The following is a 13942-nucleotide window of genomic DNA, read 5'->3' as shown; positions in this document are numbered from 1 at the left end:
CCATGTCTTCGCTTACGTTGCTTACGGTGCTCAAATTGCTTACGTTGTTTGCGTCGTGGCGGCGGCGACGAGCCGCGCCTGCATCGCGATGCGCCAAAGGCCGCGCTCGGCCGCCGCTTCGACGATCGTCGCGCTCGCGCAGCCGAACTCGGCAAGCGCGAGGCGATAGCGCTCGCACAACGACGGTTCGCCGATGAGCCGCAGCGCCTCGCTCGCGAGCGTCTCGCCACGCTCGGCGAGCAGCGCCTGTACGCCGGAAAGCTCGTGGCCGATCAGGAGCCCCGACAGGTAGTCGGGCTGCTGCTCGGCCTGCAACTGCGCCGTGAGGCCCAGCGTGCGCGTGCTGAAAATCGTCGCGAGCAGGCCCGCCCGATCGGCATTCTTCGCTACCGTCACGCCGCGCAGGAACGCTTCGGTATCGGGCTGCGCCGGCTCGGCCATCGTCCGGCCCAGAATCGTGTGGTTACGTAGCGCCGCGAAAAGCTCGCCCGTCATGAACGTATGGAACGCCTCGATGCGCTCGCCGTGGACGATGGCCCACTTCGCGTGCGTGCCCGGCAGCCCGACGAGCACGGCCCGCCCGTTCGCACCGAGCGCGGGATCGCCGGCCAGCGCGCCGACGATCTGCGTTTCCTCGCCGCGCATCACGTTCGGCAACTCGCCGCGCTCGATGACGCCAGGCACGATATTGAGCACCGTGCCGCGCGCGGTCGTCACGCGCACGAGGCCGGCCACGAGCGCGTCAGCCGCGGCCGGTGTATCGACATAGGGCGCTTCGCGCCAGCCTTGCGCGCTGCCGACCATGCCCGCCGCAATCGCGGGCAGGTCGGGCGCTTCGTCGAGCCAATCGCCGCAAGCCGCATCGAAGGCGGCGTCGAAGCCGCCGGGGCGCGGCAGATTCATGATGCCGGCACCGGACGCGCGCGTCGCGAGGACTTCGCCCGTCGCATCGAAGAGATACGCTCTGAGCGATGTCGTCCCCCAGTCGAGGCCGATCAGCGCCGGCTCGGCCAATCGCTTCTCCGATACGCTCATCGCTTGATCCGCCGTCCGTTTTGTGGGGTGGCCCACCCAAGCTCCTCCGAAATACCGCGCGCTTCGCGCTGGACGACGGGCACGAGTTCTTCCATCCGCTCGAGCGGCATATAAGGAATCGTGCTCGCCACCGAGACGGCGGCGACGATCGCCCCTGACGCGTCACGCACGGGCGCGGCCACACAACGGATCGACGCTTCGTTCTCCTCGAGATCGAAGGTGAATCCGCCGGCCGCATAGCGCACCATCCGGTGCAGGAAAACAGGCTTGTCGGGGCGCGTATCAGGCTTGAACGTGACAGCCGCCAGCGCACGGCGCGACGCGTCGAAAAGCGTCTCCCATTCTTCAGGCTTCAAGTCGATCATCATTGCCTTGCCGATACCCGTCGAAGCGAGCGGCATCCGGTGACCGATGCGCGAGCGCATCTCGAGGCCGCGCTGGCCGGGAATCTTGTCGATGTAAAGCACGTCGTCGCCATCGCGCACGCCGAGATGGATCGTATCGAGGGTCGCTTGCGCGAGCCGCTCGAGGTGCGGACGCGCCACCTTGGTGAGCGGCATCTGCTCGAGCGCGATCGTGCCGAGCTCGATCAGCTTCGGCCCGAGCAAATAGCCATTCGGCGTCTGACGCAGATAGCGCGCCTGCACGAGGCTGTTGACGAGCCGGTGCGTCGTGCTGCGCGTCGTGCCGAGCACCGCCGCGAACGCCCGCATATCGTGCGCATTGGCTGCCGCGGCTTCCAGAATCGCGAGGCCGCGCAGCAGCGTCTGCGTGCCCGCCTGCTGGCCGGCGATATCGAGCGGCGTTCCCGAAACGTTGATCTCGGCCGCATCCGAAGCGGCACGCAAAGCAGCGGCAAGCGTGGCGTCGACCGACGGTTCGCTCCCATCCGGGGCGTCGGCAGCTTGATCCGTGGCGTTCATGAAGGCGTCTCCTTGGCGTGCAAGCGTCATTTGCGCTTCGCACTGTCGTCGTGGCAGGGATCGCATTGAGCTCAGCCGCTGCCGTTCGCTGGATTGTAGGCGCTCTTTCGGCCGCTGTTCAACATATGAGTGACGCGCCCACATTTTGGGATTCGAATGTGAGTGGGGCGACGGACAGGATCAGGCCGGAACGGGCGAAGGCGCGCGCGTTGGCCTCGTTGGCATTCGTCTTATTTTCTGTCCGTGCAACCGCAGCTCTTATATAGTCAGTGCAAGTGGCGCTTAAAGCCGTTCGGCAACCCCGCGGGCCAATGCCGAATGAAATGGGGCCGCCGCTGCGGGTTCGGACGAGTCGGTTCGGCACGCAGCACGTCCCGCATCGCGGCCCCTTTTTCCCGCCATCTTTCAGGAGTCCAGAAACGATGAACCCCATCGTCAATATTGCCGACGTCGAACTGCAGCCTCGCCCATCCGCCTTCGCGCCGCCGGAATCGATGAACGACCGCTACGGCGATGTACGAATGGGCATGATCGGGCCGCGCGTGGGCGCGCAAAAGCTCGGCTACAACGTCACGGCCGTTCCGCCCGGCAAGCGCGCGTTTCCCTTTCACAACCACCGGATCAACGAGGAGATGTTCTTCGTGCTCGAAGGTGCCGGGGAAGTGCGCATCGGAACCGCGACGTACCCGATCCGCGCGGGCGACGTCATCGCGTGTCCGCCCGGTGGCGCCGAGCTCGCGCATCAGATCGTCAACACGGGGACCGTCGAGCTCAAGTACCTCGCGGTGAGCACGAAGATGACGCCCGAAATCGCCGAGTATCCGGATTCGGGCAAGTTCGGGGTCCTGGCTGAATTTCCGGGCGCGCCCGGAGAGCGGCCGACGCCCTTTCGCTTCGTCTCGCGCCAGGACGCGACGATCGAGTATTGGGAAGGGAACTGACTGAAGTGTGAAGCGTTGAAAAGAAGACCAGCGACGCGGCCAGTCGAGGCTAGCGCGGCACTTCCGCCGCGCCCATGCGCCTGGCGATGACGGCCGCGCGCTGCGCGAGATAGCCCGAGCCCCGATGCTCGTCGAAGTACTTCGGCCTCGGCAGCATGACGGCGAGGCGGGCCGCCTGCCAGCCGGAAAGCTGGTTGGCGGACACGCGATAGTAGTACCGCGCCGCCGCTTCGGCGCCATAGACGCCGTTGCCCCATTCGACCGAATTCAAATAGATCTCGAAGATGCGCTGCTTGTCCATCAGCGTTTCGAGCATCCAGGTGATGATGAGCTCCTGCCCTTTGCGGACGTAGCTCTTTTCGCGCGAAAGGAACAGATTGCGGGCGAGCTGCTGGCTGATCGTCGAGCCGCCCGCGACGATCTTGCCGCGCGATTTGTTTTTCTCCCACGCCTGCAGGATCGCGTCGGTCTCGTAGCCGTTGTTGTTGACGAAGTTGGCATCCTCGGAAGCGATGATCGCGCGTTTCAGGTTGCGCGAAATGCGTTCGTAGGGCACCCATTGATGTTGGATCGACAGATCGGGGCGATCCTGCGCAAGCCGCCATGCGTCGGCGCGCATGAAGGCCGTCGATCGCGGATTCACGATCGTCCATATCGCGACCTGCGCGAAGTAGTATGCCTGCGTCGCGATCCACGCGATCGCGCAGACCGATACCGCATAAGCGGCCCATCTCGCGAGACCGGCTCTGCTTGCGCGGCGTGCGCCCGTCATGACTGCCTGGCGAGCATCGTACGCAGTTCGGCAAGCACCGGCGCGCTCGCCGGTCTAACCGCGCGCCAGACGAAGAACGACTCGGCAGCCTGCTCGACGAGCATGCCGAGTCCGTCCGCGGCGCGCGCGCCGAGCGATTTCGCATGCTGCATGAAGACGGTCGGCTGCGCGCCGTACATCATGTCGTAGGCCAGCGTGCCGCGGCCGAACGCGCGCGCGTCGCACTCGGGCAGCGCCGCGTCGAGGCTGCCCGCCGTCGCGTTGACGATCAGGTCGTAGGGGCTCGATCCGACCAGACCGGCCCCGCCTCCGGTGAGCGCGGCGCGGGCTTCGTGCGCCGCCGCGGCAAACTGTGCGACGAGCGCCTCGGCCTTCTCCGCCGTGCGGTTGACGATCGTGAGCGAGCGCGGCTTGCGCTCCAGGATCGGCAGTACGACGCCGCGTGCCGCCCCGCCCGCGCCGAGCAGCAGAATGCGAGTATCGGCCAGCGGCATGCCGAGATTCGCCTCGATATCGCGCACGAGACCCACGCCGTCGGTGTTGTCGCCGTAAATGCGCTCGCCATCGAAGCGCAGCGTGTTGACGGCTCCCGCCGCGGCCGCGCGCGCGGAGAGGCTGTTCGCGAGCGCATGGGCTTCGAGCTTGAACGGCACCGTCACGTTGAGCCCGAGTCCGCCCGCGGCGACGAACAGACGCACCGTTTCCGCGAAACGGTCGCGCGGCGCAAGCAAATGGCGGTACTCGACGGGCTCGCCCGTTTGCTCCGCGAAGCGCGCGTGAATGAACGGTGACTTGCTGTGTGCAATCGGATTGCCGACGACCGCATAAAGGTCGCGGCCAGCCGTTGCCGGCGCTATTTCTGGAATCGCGCTCGTAGTGTCAATCGGTCCCATCGCTCAGTCCGTAATATGTGCGGCTCGGCTTGCTCCATCGAGCGGGGGCGCGCCGGAGGGCGCATCGCCGCTCGAAGTTTCGCCCCTCGAAGTTTCGCCGGTCGATTGCGAATCGCCGCCATCACCGGCGGCCGCCTCGCCGCTTGTTTCGGCGCGCGCCTCTTCTTCGCTTTCGGCGGAGGCGTCGGCGGCCTCGGCAAGCGTCTCGACTTCCTCGTCTTCCTCTTCAGCCGGCAAACCGACCGGCATCCCGGGCGCATCGAGCACGCGAATCGGCCGCACGGATGCTTCGACCGTCAGCTCATCGACGGACATCACTTCGAGCAGCAGGCGCGTGCCGCGCGCATGGACGCCCAAGCCCGGCACGTGCAGCAACAACGGCACGTCTTCCAGCCGCACGAGATCGCCTTTCACGACGGAGGCGACGACTTCCTTCTTGCCTTCCTGCGCGATCCAGCGCAGGCACCAGAAGTACTCCATGCGCCGCTGGTGGTCGGCGTAGGCGGTGTACGTATCGTCGAAGCCCTGCACCACAGCGAAAAGATCGGCGTCTTTCGGCTTGAACGGGGCCACGAGCTTGGCCGCGACGCCGTGCTGCACGCAGGCGAGCAGTTGCCACTGGTTCACGAGGTCGACGTATCGGCGCAACGGCGACGTGCTCCAGGCGTACTGCGCAACGCCGAGCCCCTCGTGGGGCGCGGCCGTCGTCTGCATTCGCGTGCGCTTCGGCCCGGCGGCCGCGAAGGTCCGCTGCGTCCGGTAGACACCCGGCACGCCGTGGTCGTGCAGCAATGCGCCCCACGTCGAGTTCGCGAGAATCGCCAGCTCGGCGACGATCAGGTCGAGCGGCGAGCCGCGCCGCCGCGGCGTGATCGTCACATGCTCGCCTTCGACGTAGAAATTGAAGTCCGTGTTGCCCGGTACCTCGCGCCTGAGGCCATAGCTCGCGCGCACGGCCTGACGCTTTTCGAAGAGCGCACGCGCGAGCGGCCACAGTATCGCGATGTCTTCCTTGTGCGGGTATTCGCCCGTGCCGGCGGCGAGCGCCTCTTCCGTCACGAGGGCGTCGAGCGTGTTGTGACGGAGATTGTTCTTGACGAAGACGCGTTCCGCGCGCGTTTCGCTCGCGACGATCTCCTGCGTCGCTCTGTCGACGATGATGTAAAGCGAGAGCGCCGGCCGCAGGCCGCCCTCCTTCAACGTAAACGCCTCGACGACTTCATCCGGCAGCATCGTGATCTTGTCGCCCGGCATGTAGACCGTCGACAGCCGCGCGCGCGCGATCGCATCGATGGCGTCTCCGCGCTCGATGCCGAGCGCCGGCGCCGCGATGTGCACGCCGACGCGCACGCGCGAGTCCGCGAGCAGCTCGACCGAGAATGCGTCGTCGATCTCGGTCGTCGTGATGTCGTCGATCGAGAAGGCTTCGACCTGCGCGCTCGGCAAATCGTCGGGCAAAGGGTTCGGCATGACGCTCGGAAACGCTGTGCCGTGCGGGAAGTACTCGGATAAAAAGCGTGCTTCATGCAGCGCGCGCGCCGAGGGGATGCCGCCGCAGTCGAGCATGAGCCGCGGCGGCGACACGCCGCGCGCGGCGGCGGCCGCTTCGAGCGCCTTGTATTCGATCGAGTTCTTGTCCGGCTTCGTGAGCAACGCGAGCGCCTTGCCCTTGAATGCGTCGGGCAGCCGCCCCGCCTTCAGCTCCTCTTCGTAGCCGGCCTGAACGAGCGCCTGCTGACGCTTGCGCTCGAGCGCCGCGAGCGCCATCTTGAGCTGCTCTTCGGGCGCACGCTGATATTGGCCGCGGCCCTTGCGCCGGAAGTAGACGGGCGCGCCCTGCATGCGCAAGACGAGCGCCGCGCGCTCTACAGGCCCCGCCGTCGCGCCGAAGTACTCATCGGCGAGCGAGCCGAACGCGAACTCTTCCTGCGGCGCGCACTCCCACAAAAAGTCGAGGTCGATATCGTGCGCGGCCGCCTCGGCCCGCTGCATGAGGTCAGCCGCGCCGGGCTCGCCGAATTCGATCAGGACGTCCTTCGAGCGGACCTTCGCCCGCCGGCCGCCCGGCAGCTCCACCTGCAACGCTTCGCCTTGCCGCGACAATACGTTGCCCGCCTTCAAACTGCCCGATTCCTCAAAAAATACGTTCACTCGATATTCCCGCTAGAAAGCTTGTCGCCCGCCGCTCCGGACGTGTGTCGCGCAATCCGTGCGCCCGATGGAGATCGGGTATTCGCTAAGCGCCGCGCGGCAGATCAGCCGCGCCCGGGCGATCTCACGCCGCAAAAGGCGAGCACGTCGTCGACATGCTCGGCGAAGTCGCTGATCGCATGATCGCCACCGTCGATCAGCTTCGTCTTGACACCGGGGTAGTGCGCGAGCATTTCGCGATAGTCGAGCACCTCATCGCCGGTGCAGGCGATCAGATAATAGCGTTCGGGCCGCGTCACCGACGCGACGCCGAGCATCCGCAACTCGTCCAGATGGCGCGGCGTCACGACGATGCTGCCGCCGCCGTGCCAAAGCGGCTGCTCGCCGAGATAAGCCGAAAGATCGCGTTGCGGCAGCACGGCCGGGTTCAGCAACACCGCGCGCCACCCGTGTTTTTCGGCGAGGTAAGTGGCGAGATAACCGCCGAGCGAGCTGCCGATCACGGTCACGCCGCGCGCCTTGCCGCCGTTCGCCGCCGCGTGGGCAGGCGCGTTCGCCCGCAGCGCGGCCTCCACTTCAGCCTCGACGAGCGCAATTGCCGCGAGCGGCGACACGGGCAGCGTCGGACAGCAGAGCGCGTCCGCAAGACCGAGCTCGGCCAGCCGCGCCGCGACGAGCCGCGCCTTGAACGAATTGGGCGACGAGCGGAAACCGTGCAGATAGACGATCACGCGACGCCTCGTTCGCCCGGGGCCGCGCACGCCGCGCCGGCGTCCGCGCTCCCTGTTGCCGCGGCATCTGGAACGGCGCCCGCTCCCGAGCGCGCCGCGAGCGCGTCGAGCAACTTCTGATGGACGCCGCCGAATCCGCCGTTGCTCATCACGAGCAGATGATCGCCGGCGCGCGCCGCCGCGACGACGGACGCGACGAGTGCGCCGAGATCGTCGAATGCCCGCGCCTTCGCACCGAGCGGCGCGAGCGCCTCGCCGAGATTCCAGCCCAGCGCGTCGCGCCCGCTTGGCGCGCCATAACCGAACACCAGATCGGCATCCGCGAGGCTCGCCGGCAACTGCGCCTTCATGACGCCGAGTTTCATCGTGTTCGAGCGCGGCTCGAGGACGGCGACGATGCGCGCGTGCTCGCCGATGCGTGTCCGCAAGCCCGCGATCGTCGTCTCGATGGCGGTCGGATGGTGGGCAAAGTCGTCATAGACGGTGACCCCGTCGACGCTGCCGCGCACTTCCATGCGCCGCTTGACGTTGCGAAACGATGTGAGCGAGCGCGCGGCCTGCGCGGCCGGCACGCCGACATGACGTGCCGCCGCGATCGCCGCCAGTGCGTTGAGGCGGTTATGCTCGCCTTGCACCTGCCAGTCGACCGCGCCGACACGCTCGCCCTGCCAGTAAAGAGCGAACTGTTCGTCCACGGCCTGCCCCTCGGCGACAGGCGCCGCGAGCCAACCGCCGTCGACGCCGAAGCGCTCGACCTCGCTCCAGACGCCGCGCGCGAGCACACGCTCGAGCGCCGCCTCCCGACCGTTGACGACGAGGCGCCCGACGCGCGGCACCGTGCGCACGAGATGATGAAACTGCGTCTCGATCGCGGCCAGGTCGGGAAAAATGTCGGCGTGGTCGTACTCGAGATTGTTGAGGATCGCCGTGCGCGGCCGGTAGTGGACGAATTTCGAACGCTTGTCGAAGAACGCGGTGTCGTATTCGTCGGCTTCGATCACGAAGAAACTCGAATCGGTGAGCCTCGCCGAGATGCCGAAGTTCAGCGGCACCCCGCCGATCAGGAAACCGGGGTCGAGTCCCGCATCCTCAAGCAGCCAGGCGAGCATCGAGCTCGTCGTCGTCTTGCCGTGCGTGCCGGCCACCGCGAGCACCCATTTGCCGGCGAGCACGTGCTCGCCGAGCCACTGCGGGCCCGACACGTAAGGCAGCCCGCGATCGAGGATCGCCTCCATCAGCGGATTGCCGCGCGTGACGACATTGCCGATCACGAAGAGATCGGGTGTGAGCGCGTCGATCTGTTCTGCGCCATAGCCCTCGATCAGCGCTATGCCCTGCGCTTCGAGTTGCGTGCTCATCGGCGGATAAACGCCGGCGTCGCAACCCGTCACCGTATGTCCTGCCTCGCGCGCGAGCACAGCAAGACCGCCCATGAACGTGCCGCAGATACCGAGGATGTGGATGTGCATAGGGGCTGCTTGCGGAAAAGGCGGTTATTGTAACCGAGGGTCTCCGCTCGCGAGGCCCGGTGTCGCCGATCTAGTATGATTGGTGGATGGTTCGCAGATATCACGTCGACCCGCAGCGTGTGCGGGAGGAAATCGCGATCGCCGCGGCCCGGCTGATCGCGGAAGAAGGGCTCGATTACTCGAGCGCCAAGCGCAAAGCAGCACGGCAGGTCGTGGGGCAAGGCCGCGTGGCGGGCGAATGGCTGCCCGACAACGACCAGATCGAGGAAGAAATCCGCGAGTACCAATCGCTTTTTCAGGCGGACAGCCAGCCGGCCGTGCTGCGCCGTTTGCGTGAAATCGCGCTCGACTGGATGAAGCGGCTCGCGGCCTTCAACCCGTATTTGACGGGAGCCGTGCTGAACGGCACGGCCGGCGAGCATTCGGACATTCACTTGCAGGTCTTTTGCGACAACCCGAAGGAGGTCGCCATCTATCTGCTCAACGCGAACGTGCAGTACGACGTGTCCGAGACGCGCCATTTCGGCGGCCGCGGCACCGTCGAAACGCTCAGTTTTCTATCGCGCGAGACGCGCGACGAGGAGCCGGTCGGTATGCATATCGCGCTTTACGATCTCGACGACCTGCGCGGCGCCGTTCGTGCCGATGCGCGCGGCCGGACGCAGCGCGCCAATACCGAAACCGTCGAGGCGCTGCTCACCGTCGGCGATGCCGACGACGTGCGCGCCCCCTCGAATTAACAGTCGTCTCATGATGAAGCCGACCTCGATCGTTGCCTCGGCCATTGCCGCCGTCGCCGTTCTCGCGCTTGGCGCCGGCGCGGCGTATTGGCTGCATGCCGGCGCGCCGAGCGCGAGCGCGTCCTCGTCGGCCTCCGATGAACCGGCGACGACGCCCGCCGTTGCCCCGGCGCAGCCAGGCGCCGTCGCGGCTCTCTGGCGGGCGCCGCTGACCGATGTCGCCGGCAACCCCCGCGCGCTCGACGCCTACAAGGGTCACGTTCTCGTCGTCAACTTCTGGGCGTCGTGGTGCGGTCCTTGCGTGCGCGAAATGCCGACGCTCGCCGATTTATCCCGCCAGTACGCGGGCAAGGGCGTGCAGTTTGTCGGCATCGGCGTCGACTCGAAGCAGAACGTCGAGTCGTTCCTGCGCAAAGTGCCCGTCGATTACCCGATATTCATCAGCGGATTCGGCGGCGCGGACCTCGCGCGCAGTTTCGGCAATACGGCGGGTGCACTCCCGTTCACCGTGGTAATTGACGCGAACGGCGCCGTACGGTCGACAAAATTAGGGGAAATCGTACCCGAGGATCTGCGGCACACACTCGACGCCATTGGACCGAAGTCGGCGATATAGGCGCCTCTTAGGGCAAGATGGGCCAATTATCAGATCAAGTTGCGAGAGGTTCGCGAATGCCGTGGGTGAAACCGGTCCGCAGGCACGCACGTGGGCGGTCGTTTTTTCATCCTCTGCTGGACAAATTTCGTTAAACGGCGCTAAAGTGCGCGCAATTCCGCTCAACCCGAAGCGACAGAATCACAAGCGACCATGACAAAACTGCTCGTACTGCACGGCCCCAACTTGAACCTGCTCGGCACGCGCGAGCCTGGTGTTTACGGGAACGTGACGCTGCAGCAAATCGACGAATCGCTTGGCCGCAGGGCGCAGCAGGCGGGAGTGGAAGTGGCGACGTTCCAGAGCAACCACGAAGGCCAGCTCGTCGATCGCATTCATGCCGCGCGCGCGGAAAACGTCGCGTTCATCGTAATCAATCCGGCGGCCTACACGCATACGAGCGTGGCGATTCGCGACGCGCTCAAGGGCGTCGACATTCCGTTCGTCGAAATCCACCTCTCGAACGTGCACCGCCGCGAGCCGTTCAGGCACCACTCCTACCTTTCCGACGTGGCCGAAGGCGTCATCTGCGGCCTCGGCTGGAAGGGCTATCTCTACGCGCTCGAGTTCGCGCTCGACAGGCTCGCGTCCGAACCGCGCAGCTGAACCAACAACACCAATTCGGCAAGGGCCTTGCGGCCGTCGCCTCACGCATTGAAGGGGATTCCCTATGGATCTACGTAAGCTGAAAACTTTGATCGACCTCGTCTCCGAGTCCGGCATCTCCGAGCTGGAAGTCACTGAGGGCGAGGGCAAAGTCCGCATCGTCAAGAATGCGCCGCCGGTTTACGTACAGCAGTCCACGTCCTACACGCCTCAACTGTCGGGGTCGCATCCCGCAGCCGGGGCATCCGCCCCTGCCGAAGCGGGCGCCGGGCAACCGGCACCGGTCGCGCCGGCGGCTCCGCAAGGCCACGTCGTCGCCTCGCCGATGGTCGGAACCTTCTATCGCGCGCCGTCGCCCGGCGCCGATCCGTTCGTGCAAGTCGGCGACGCCGTCAAGGAAGGCCAGACGCTTTGCATCATCGAGGCAATGAAGCTGCTGAACGAGATCGAGTCGGACAAGGCAGGCGTCGTCAAGGAAATCCTCGTCGACAATGGGCAGGCCGTCGAATTCGGACAGCCCCTGTTCGTCATCGGCTGATCCGCGAGCCAGCCTCGCGCTCGGCGCGTATGGCAACCGGGCTTCAATGCCCCGCGCCGCAACGCTTGCCGCCCGCATCCCGCGCGGGCCGCGTGGCGCCCAACGAAGAGACGAATCATCGCCATGTTTGAAAAAATACTCATTGCCAATCGCGGCGAAATCGCCTTGCGCATTCAGCGCGCGTGCCGCGAGCTCGGCATCAAGACCGTCGTTGCCTATTCGGTGGCCGACAAGGAAGCGAAGTACGTGAAGCTCGCCGACGAGGCCGTCTGCATCGGGCCGGCACCATCGCCGCAGAGCTATCTGAACATGCCGGCGCTCATCAGCGCGGCCGAAGTCACCGACGCGGAAGCGATCCATCCGGGCTACGGCTTTCTGTCCGAAAACGCCGATTTCGCCGAGCGCGTCGAGCAATCGGGCTTCACGTTCATCGGCCCGCGCCCGGAGACGATTCGCATGATGGGCGACAAGGTCACGGCCAAGCAGACGATGATCAAGACGGGCGTGCCTTGTGTGCCCGGCTCGGAAGGCGCTCTGCCCGAGGATCCGAAAGAAATCATCAAGATCGCGCGCGCGATCGGCTACCCCGTCATCATCAAGGCGGCCGGCGGCGGCGGCGGGCGCGGCATGCGCGTCGTGCACACGGAGGCGGCGCTCGTGAACGCCGTCAATACGACGCGCGAGGAAGCGGGCCGTGCCTTCGGCAATCCGCAGGTCTACATGGAGAAGTTCCTCGAGAACCCGCGCCATGTCGAGATCCAGATTCTCGCCGATTCGTTCAAGAACGCCGTCTGGCTCGGCGAGCGCGATTGCTCGATGCAGCGGCGCCACCAGAAAATCATCGAGGAAGCGCCGGCGCCGAACATCCCGCGCCGCCTCATCGATCGAATCGGCGACCGCTGCGCCGACGCCTGCAAGAAGATGGGCTATCTCGGCGCGGGAACGTTCGAGTTCCTGTATGAAAACGGCGAGTTCTACTTCATCGAAATGAACACGCGCGTGCAGGTCGAGCATCCGGTGACCGAACTGATCACGGGCGTCGATATCGTGCAGGAGCAGATCCGCATTGCCGCGGGCGAGAAAATCGGCTTCCGGCAGCGCGATATCGTCTTCCGCGGTCATGCGATCGAGTGCCGGATCAACGCGGAGGATCCGTTCAAGTTCACGCCGTCGCCGGGCCGCATCACCTCGTGGCATGTGCCGGGTGGCCCGGGCATCCGCGTCGATTCGCACGCGTACAATGGCTATTTCGTGCCGCCGAACTACGATTCGATGATCGGCAAGCTGATCGCGTACGGCACGACGCGCGAGCAGGCGATTCGCCGCATGCGCATCGCGCTGTCGGAGATGGTCGTCGAAGGCATTCAGACGAACATCCCGCTGCACCGCGAGCTGATGCTCGACGGCGGCTTCGTGGAAGGCGGCACGAGCATTCACTACCTCGAGAACCGGCTCGCGGAGAAGCAACAGGCGGCGCCGGAAGAAGTCTGATGGTGGAATACCTCCCCACGCCCACATTCAACGGGAGCCGTGATGAGTAGCTATCGGGAACTGATCGTCGAGCTCGATCGGGCCCGCGCCGAGGCACTCTCCGACGCGCTCCTCGAACTGGGTGCGCTGTCGGTGTCGGTCGAGGATGCCGACGCCGATACGCCCGACGAGCAGCCGCTTTTCGGCGAACCGGGTCTCGTCCCCGAGCGGACGGCCTGGCAGCACTCGCGCGTGCTGGCGCTCGTCGCCGAGGAGCACGATCCGGCCGTGCTCGCCGCCGCCGCTGCCAATGCGGTGGGCTTGGCCGCGGTGCCGCCGTTCCAGGTGCGCGAAGTGGCCGACGCCGATTGGGTGCGCCTCACGCAGTCGCAGTTCGAACCCATTGCAATCGGTAAGCGAGTCTGGGTCGTGCCCTCTTGGCACGATGCGCCGGATCCCGACGCCCTCGTTCTGGAGCTCGACCCCGGTCTCGCCTTCGGCACGGGCAGTCACCCGACCACGCGCCTCTGCATGGAATGGCTCGAGCAATCGGTGGTGGCCGGGCAATCGGTGCTCGACTATGGCTGCGGATCGGGCATCCTCGCGATTCTCGCGAAGAAATGCGGCGCCGATCCCGTCTTCGGCATCGACATCGATCCGCAGGCCGTCGAATCGGCGCGCCAAAACAGCGCCCGCAATCGCGCCGACGTCACCTATGCGCTACCGGAAGCCTGCCCCGCAACCGAGTTCGACACCGTCGTTGCCAATATTCTGTCGAATCCGCTGAAGCTCATGGCGTCGATGCTCTCGTCGAAGGTGAAGCCGGGCGGGCGGTTGGCGCTATCGGGCGTGCTCGCTCGGCAAGCGGACGAAGTGGCGGCGGCCTATGCGCCGTGGATTACCATGTGCGTCTGGCGGGAACTCGATGGCTGGGTCTGCCTGACAGGAACGAAACGTCCCGCAAGCGAGCAGCCAAAGCAGTAGAGCGCCACACAAGGCCGCGCACCGGGGCGCTGCC

Annotated in this window: 14 protein-coding genes; 7 read left to right on the top strand and 7 right to left on the bottom strand. The window is 66.0% G+C overall.

The genetic code is table 11. The features are described 5' to 3' along the window. Positions 1–39: 39 nt before the first annotated feature. Both B0G57_RS19520 and B0G57_RS19515 read right to left on the bottom strand, forming a co-directional pair. Positions 40–1035, bottom strand: a complete 996-nt coding sequence (locus tag B0G57_RS19520; protein WP_051089991.1) for a 2-dehydro-3-deoxygalactonokinase — start codon at positions 1033–1035, stop codon at positions 40–42. Continuing rightward, the gene (locus B0G57_RS19515) at positions 1032–1988 is read right to left on the bottom strand and encodes an IclR family transcriptional regulator (RefSeq protein ID WP_018439869.1); all 957 of its coding nucleotides are present in this window, start codon (positions 1986–1988) and stop codon (positions 1032–1034) included. Before B0G57_RS19515 ends, B0G57_RS19520 begins: the two co-directional genes overlap by 4 nt. A gap of 392 nt (positions 1989–2380) precedes the next feature. On the opposite strand from B0G57_RS19515, the gene B0G57_RS19510 reads away from it, so the two are divergent. Continuing rightward, positions 2381–2899, top strand: coding sequence for a cupin domain-containing protein (locus tag B0G57_RS19510; protein ID WP_018439868.1), 519 nt, complete (start codon positions 2381–2383; stop codon positions 2897–2899). A gap of 49 nt (positions 2900–2948) precedes the next feature. Here B0G57_RS19510 and mtgA read toward each other — a convergent pair whose 3' ends face one another. The 5 genes from mtgA to mpl all read right to left on the bottom strand — a co-directional run bounded on the left by mtgA (position 2949) and on the right by mpl (position 8915). Beyond that, positions 2949–3671, bottom strand: a complete 723-nt coding sequence (gene mtgA / locus B0G57_RS19505; RefSeq protein ID WP_018439867.1) for a monofunctional biosynthetic peptidoglycan transglycosylase — start codon at positions 3669–3671, stop codon at positions 2949–2951. After that, positions 3668–4564 (bottom strand): shikimate dehydrogenase, encoded by an 897-nt coding sequence (gene aroE / locus B0G57_RS19500; protein ID WP_018439866.1) that lies wholly within the window; start codon positions 4562–4564, stop codon positions 3668–3670. Before aroE ends, mtgA begins: the two co-directional genes overlap by 4 nt. 3 nt (positions 4565–4567) lie before the next feature. Next, on the bottom strand, positions 4568–6715 hold the full coding sequence (locus B0G57_RS19495) for a ribonuclease catalytic domain-containing protein (RefSeq protein ID WP_018439865.1): 2148 nt from the start codon (positions 6713–6715) through the stop codon (positions 4568–4570). A 104-nt stretch (positions 6716–6819) separates the two neighbouring features. Beyond that, on the bottom strand, positions 6820–7446 hold the full coding sequence (locus tag B0G57_RS19490) for a YqiA/YcfP family alpha/beta fold hydrolase (protein WP_018439864.1): 627 nt from the start codon (positions 7444–7446) through the stop codon (positions 6820–6822). Then, entirely contained in the window at positions 7443–8915 is a 1473-nt protein-coding gene (gene mpl, locus B0G57_RS19485) for a UDP-N-acetylmuramate:L-alanyl-gamma-D-glutamyl-meso-diaminopimelate ligase (protein WP_018439863.1), read from the bottom strand. The genes B0G57_RS19490 and mpl overlap by 4 nt, the downstream gene beginning before the upstream one ends. Positions 8916–9001: 86 nt before the next feature. Between mpl and B0G57_RS19480 the strand changes: the two genes are divergently transcribed. From B0G57_RS19480 to prmA, 6 genes are all read left to right on the top strand, one after another. Continuing rightward, positions 9002–9655, top strand: a complete 654-nt coding sequence (locus tag B0G57_RS19480; RefSeq protein WP_018439862.1) for a hypothetical protein — start codon at positions 9002–9004, stop codon at positions 9653–9655. A 13-nt stretch (positions 9656–9668) separates the two neighbouring features. Continuing rightward, the gene (locus B0G57_RS19475) at positions 9669–10271 is read left to right on the top strand and encodes a TlpA family protein disulfide reductase (RefSeq protein WP_026229520.1); all 603 of its coding nucleotides are present in this window, start codon (positions 9669–9671) and stop codon (positions 10269–10271) included. A 192-nt stretch (positions 10272–10463) separates the two neighbouring features. Continuing rightward, complete coding sequence (gene aroQ, locus B0G57_RS19470) at positions 10464–10916, top strand: type II 3-dehydroquinate dehydratase (RefSeq protein ID WP_018439860.1); 453 nt, start codon at positions 10464–10466, stop codon at positions 10914–10916. A gap of 64 nt (positions 10917–10980) precedes the next feature. Continuing rightward, positions 10981–11454, top strand: a complete 474-nt coding sequence (gene accB / locus B0G57_RS19465; RefSeq protein WP_018439859.1) for an acetyl-CoA carboxylase biotin carboxyl carrier protein — start codon at positions 10981–10983, stop codon at positions 11452–11454. 123 nt (positions 11455–11577) lie between these two features. Continuing rightward, the gene (gene accC / locus B0G57_RS19460) at positions 11578–12945 is read left to right on the top strand and encodes an acetyl-CoA carboxylase biotin carboxylase subunit (RefSeq protein WP_018439858.1); all 1368 of its coding nucleotides are present in this window, start codon (positions 11578–11580) and stop codon (positions 12943–12945) included. A 42-nt stretch (positions 12946–12987) separates the two neighbouring features. Beyond that, on the top strand, positions 12988–13908 hold the full coding sequence (gene prmA, locus B0G57_RS19455; protein ID WP_018439857.1) for a 50S ribosomal protein L11 methyltransferase: 921 nt from the start codon (positions 12988–12990) through the stop codon (positions 13906–13908). Positions 13909–13942 lie beyond the last annotated feature (34 nt).

Source organism: Trinickia symbiotica (assembly GCF_002934455.1).
GTDB classification, from domain to species: Bacteria; Pseudomonadota; Gammaproteobacteria; order Burkholderiales; family Burkholderiaceae; genus Trinickia; species Trinickia symbiotica.
Note: the sequence above shows the minus strand (reverse complement) of the source record. Positions and strands in the feature narration are given on the sequence as shown.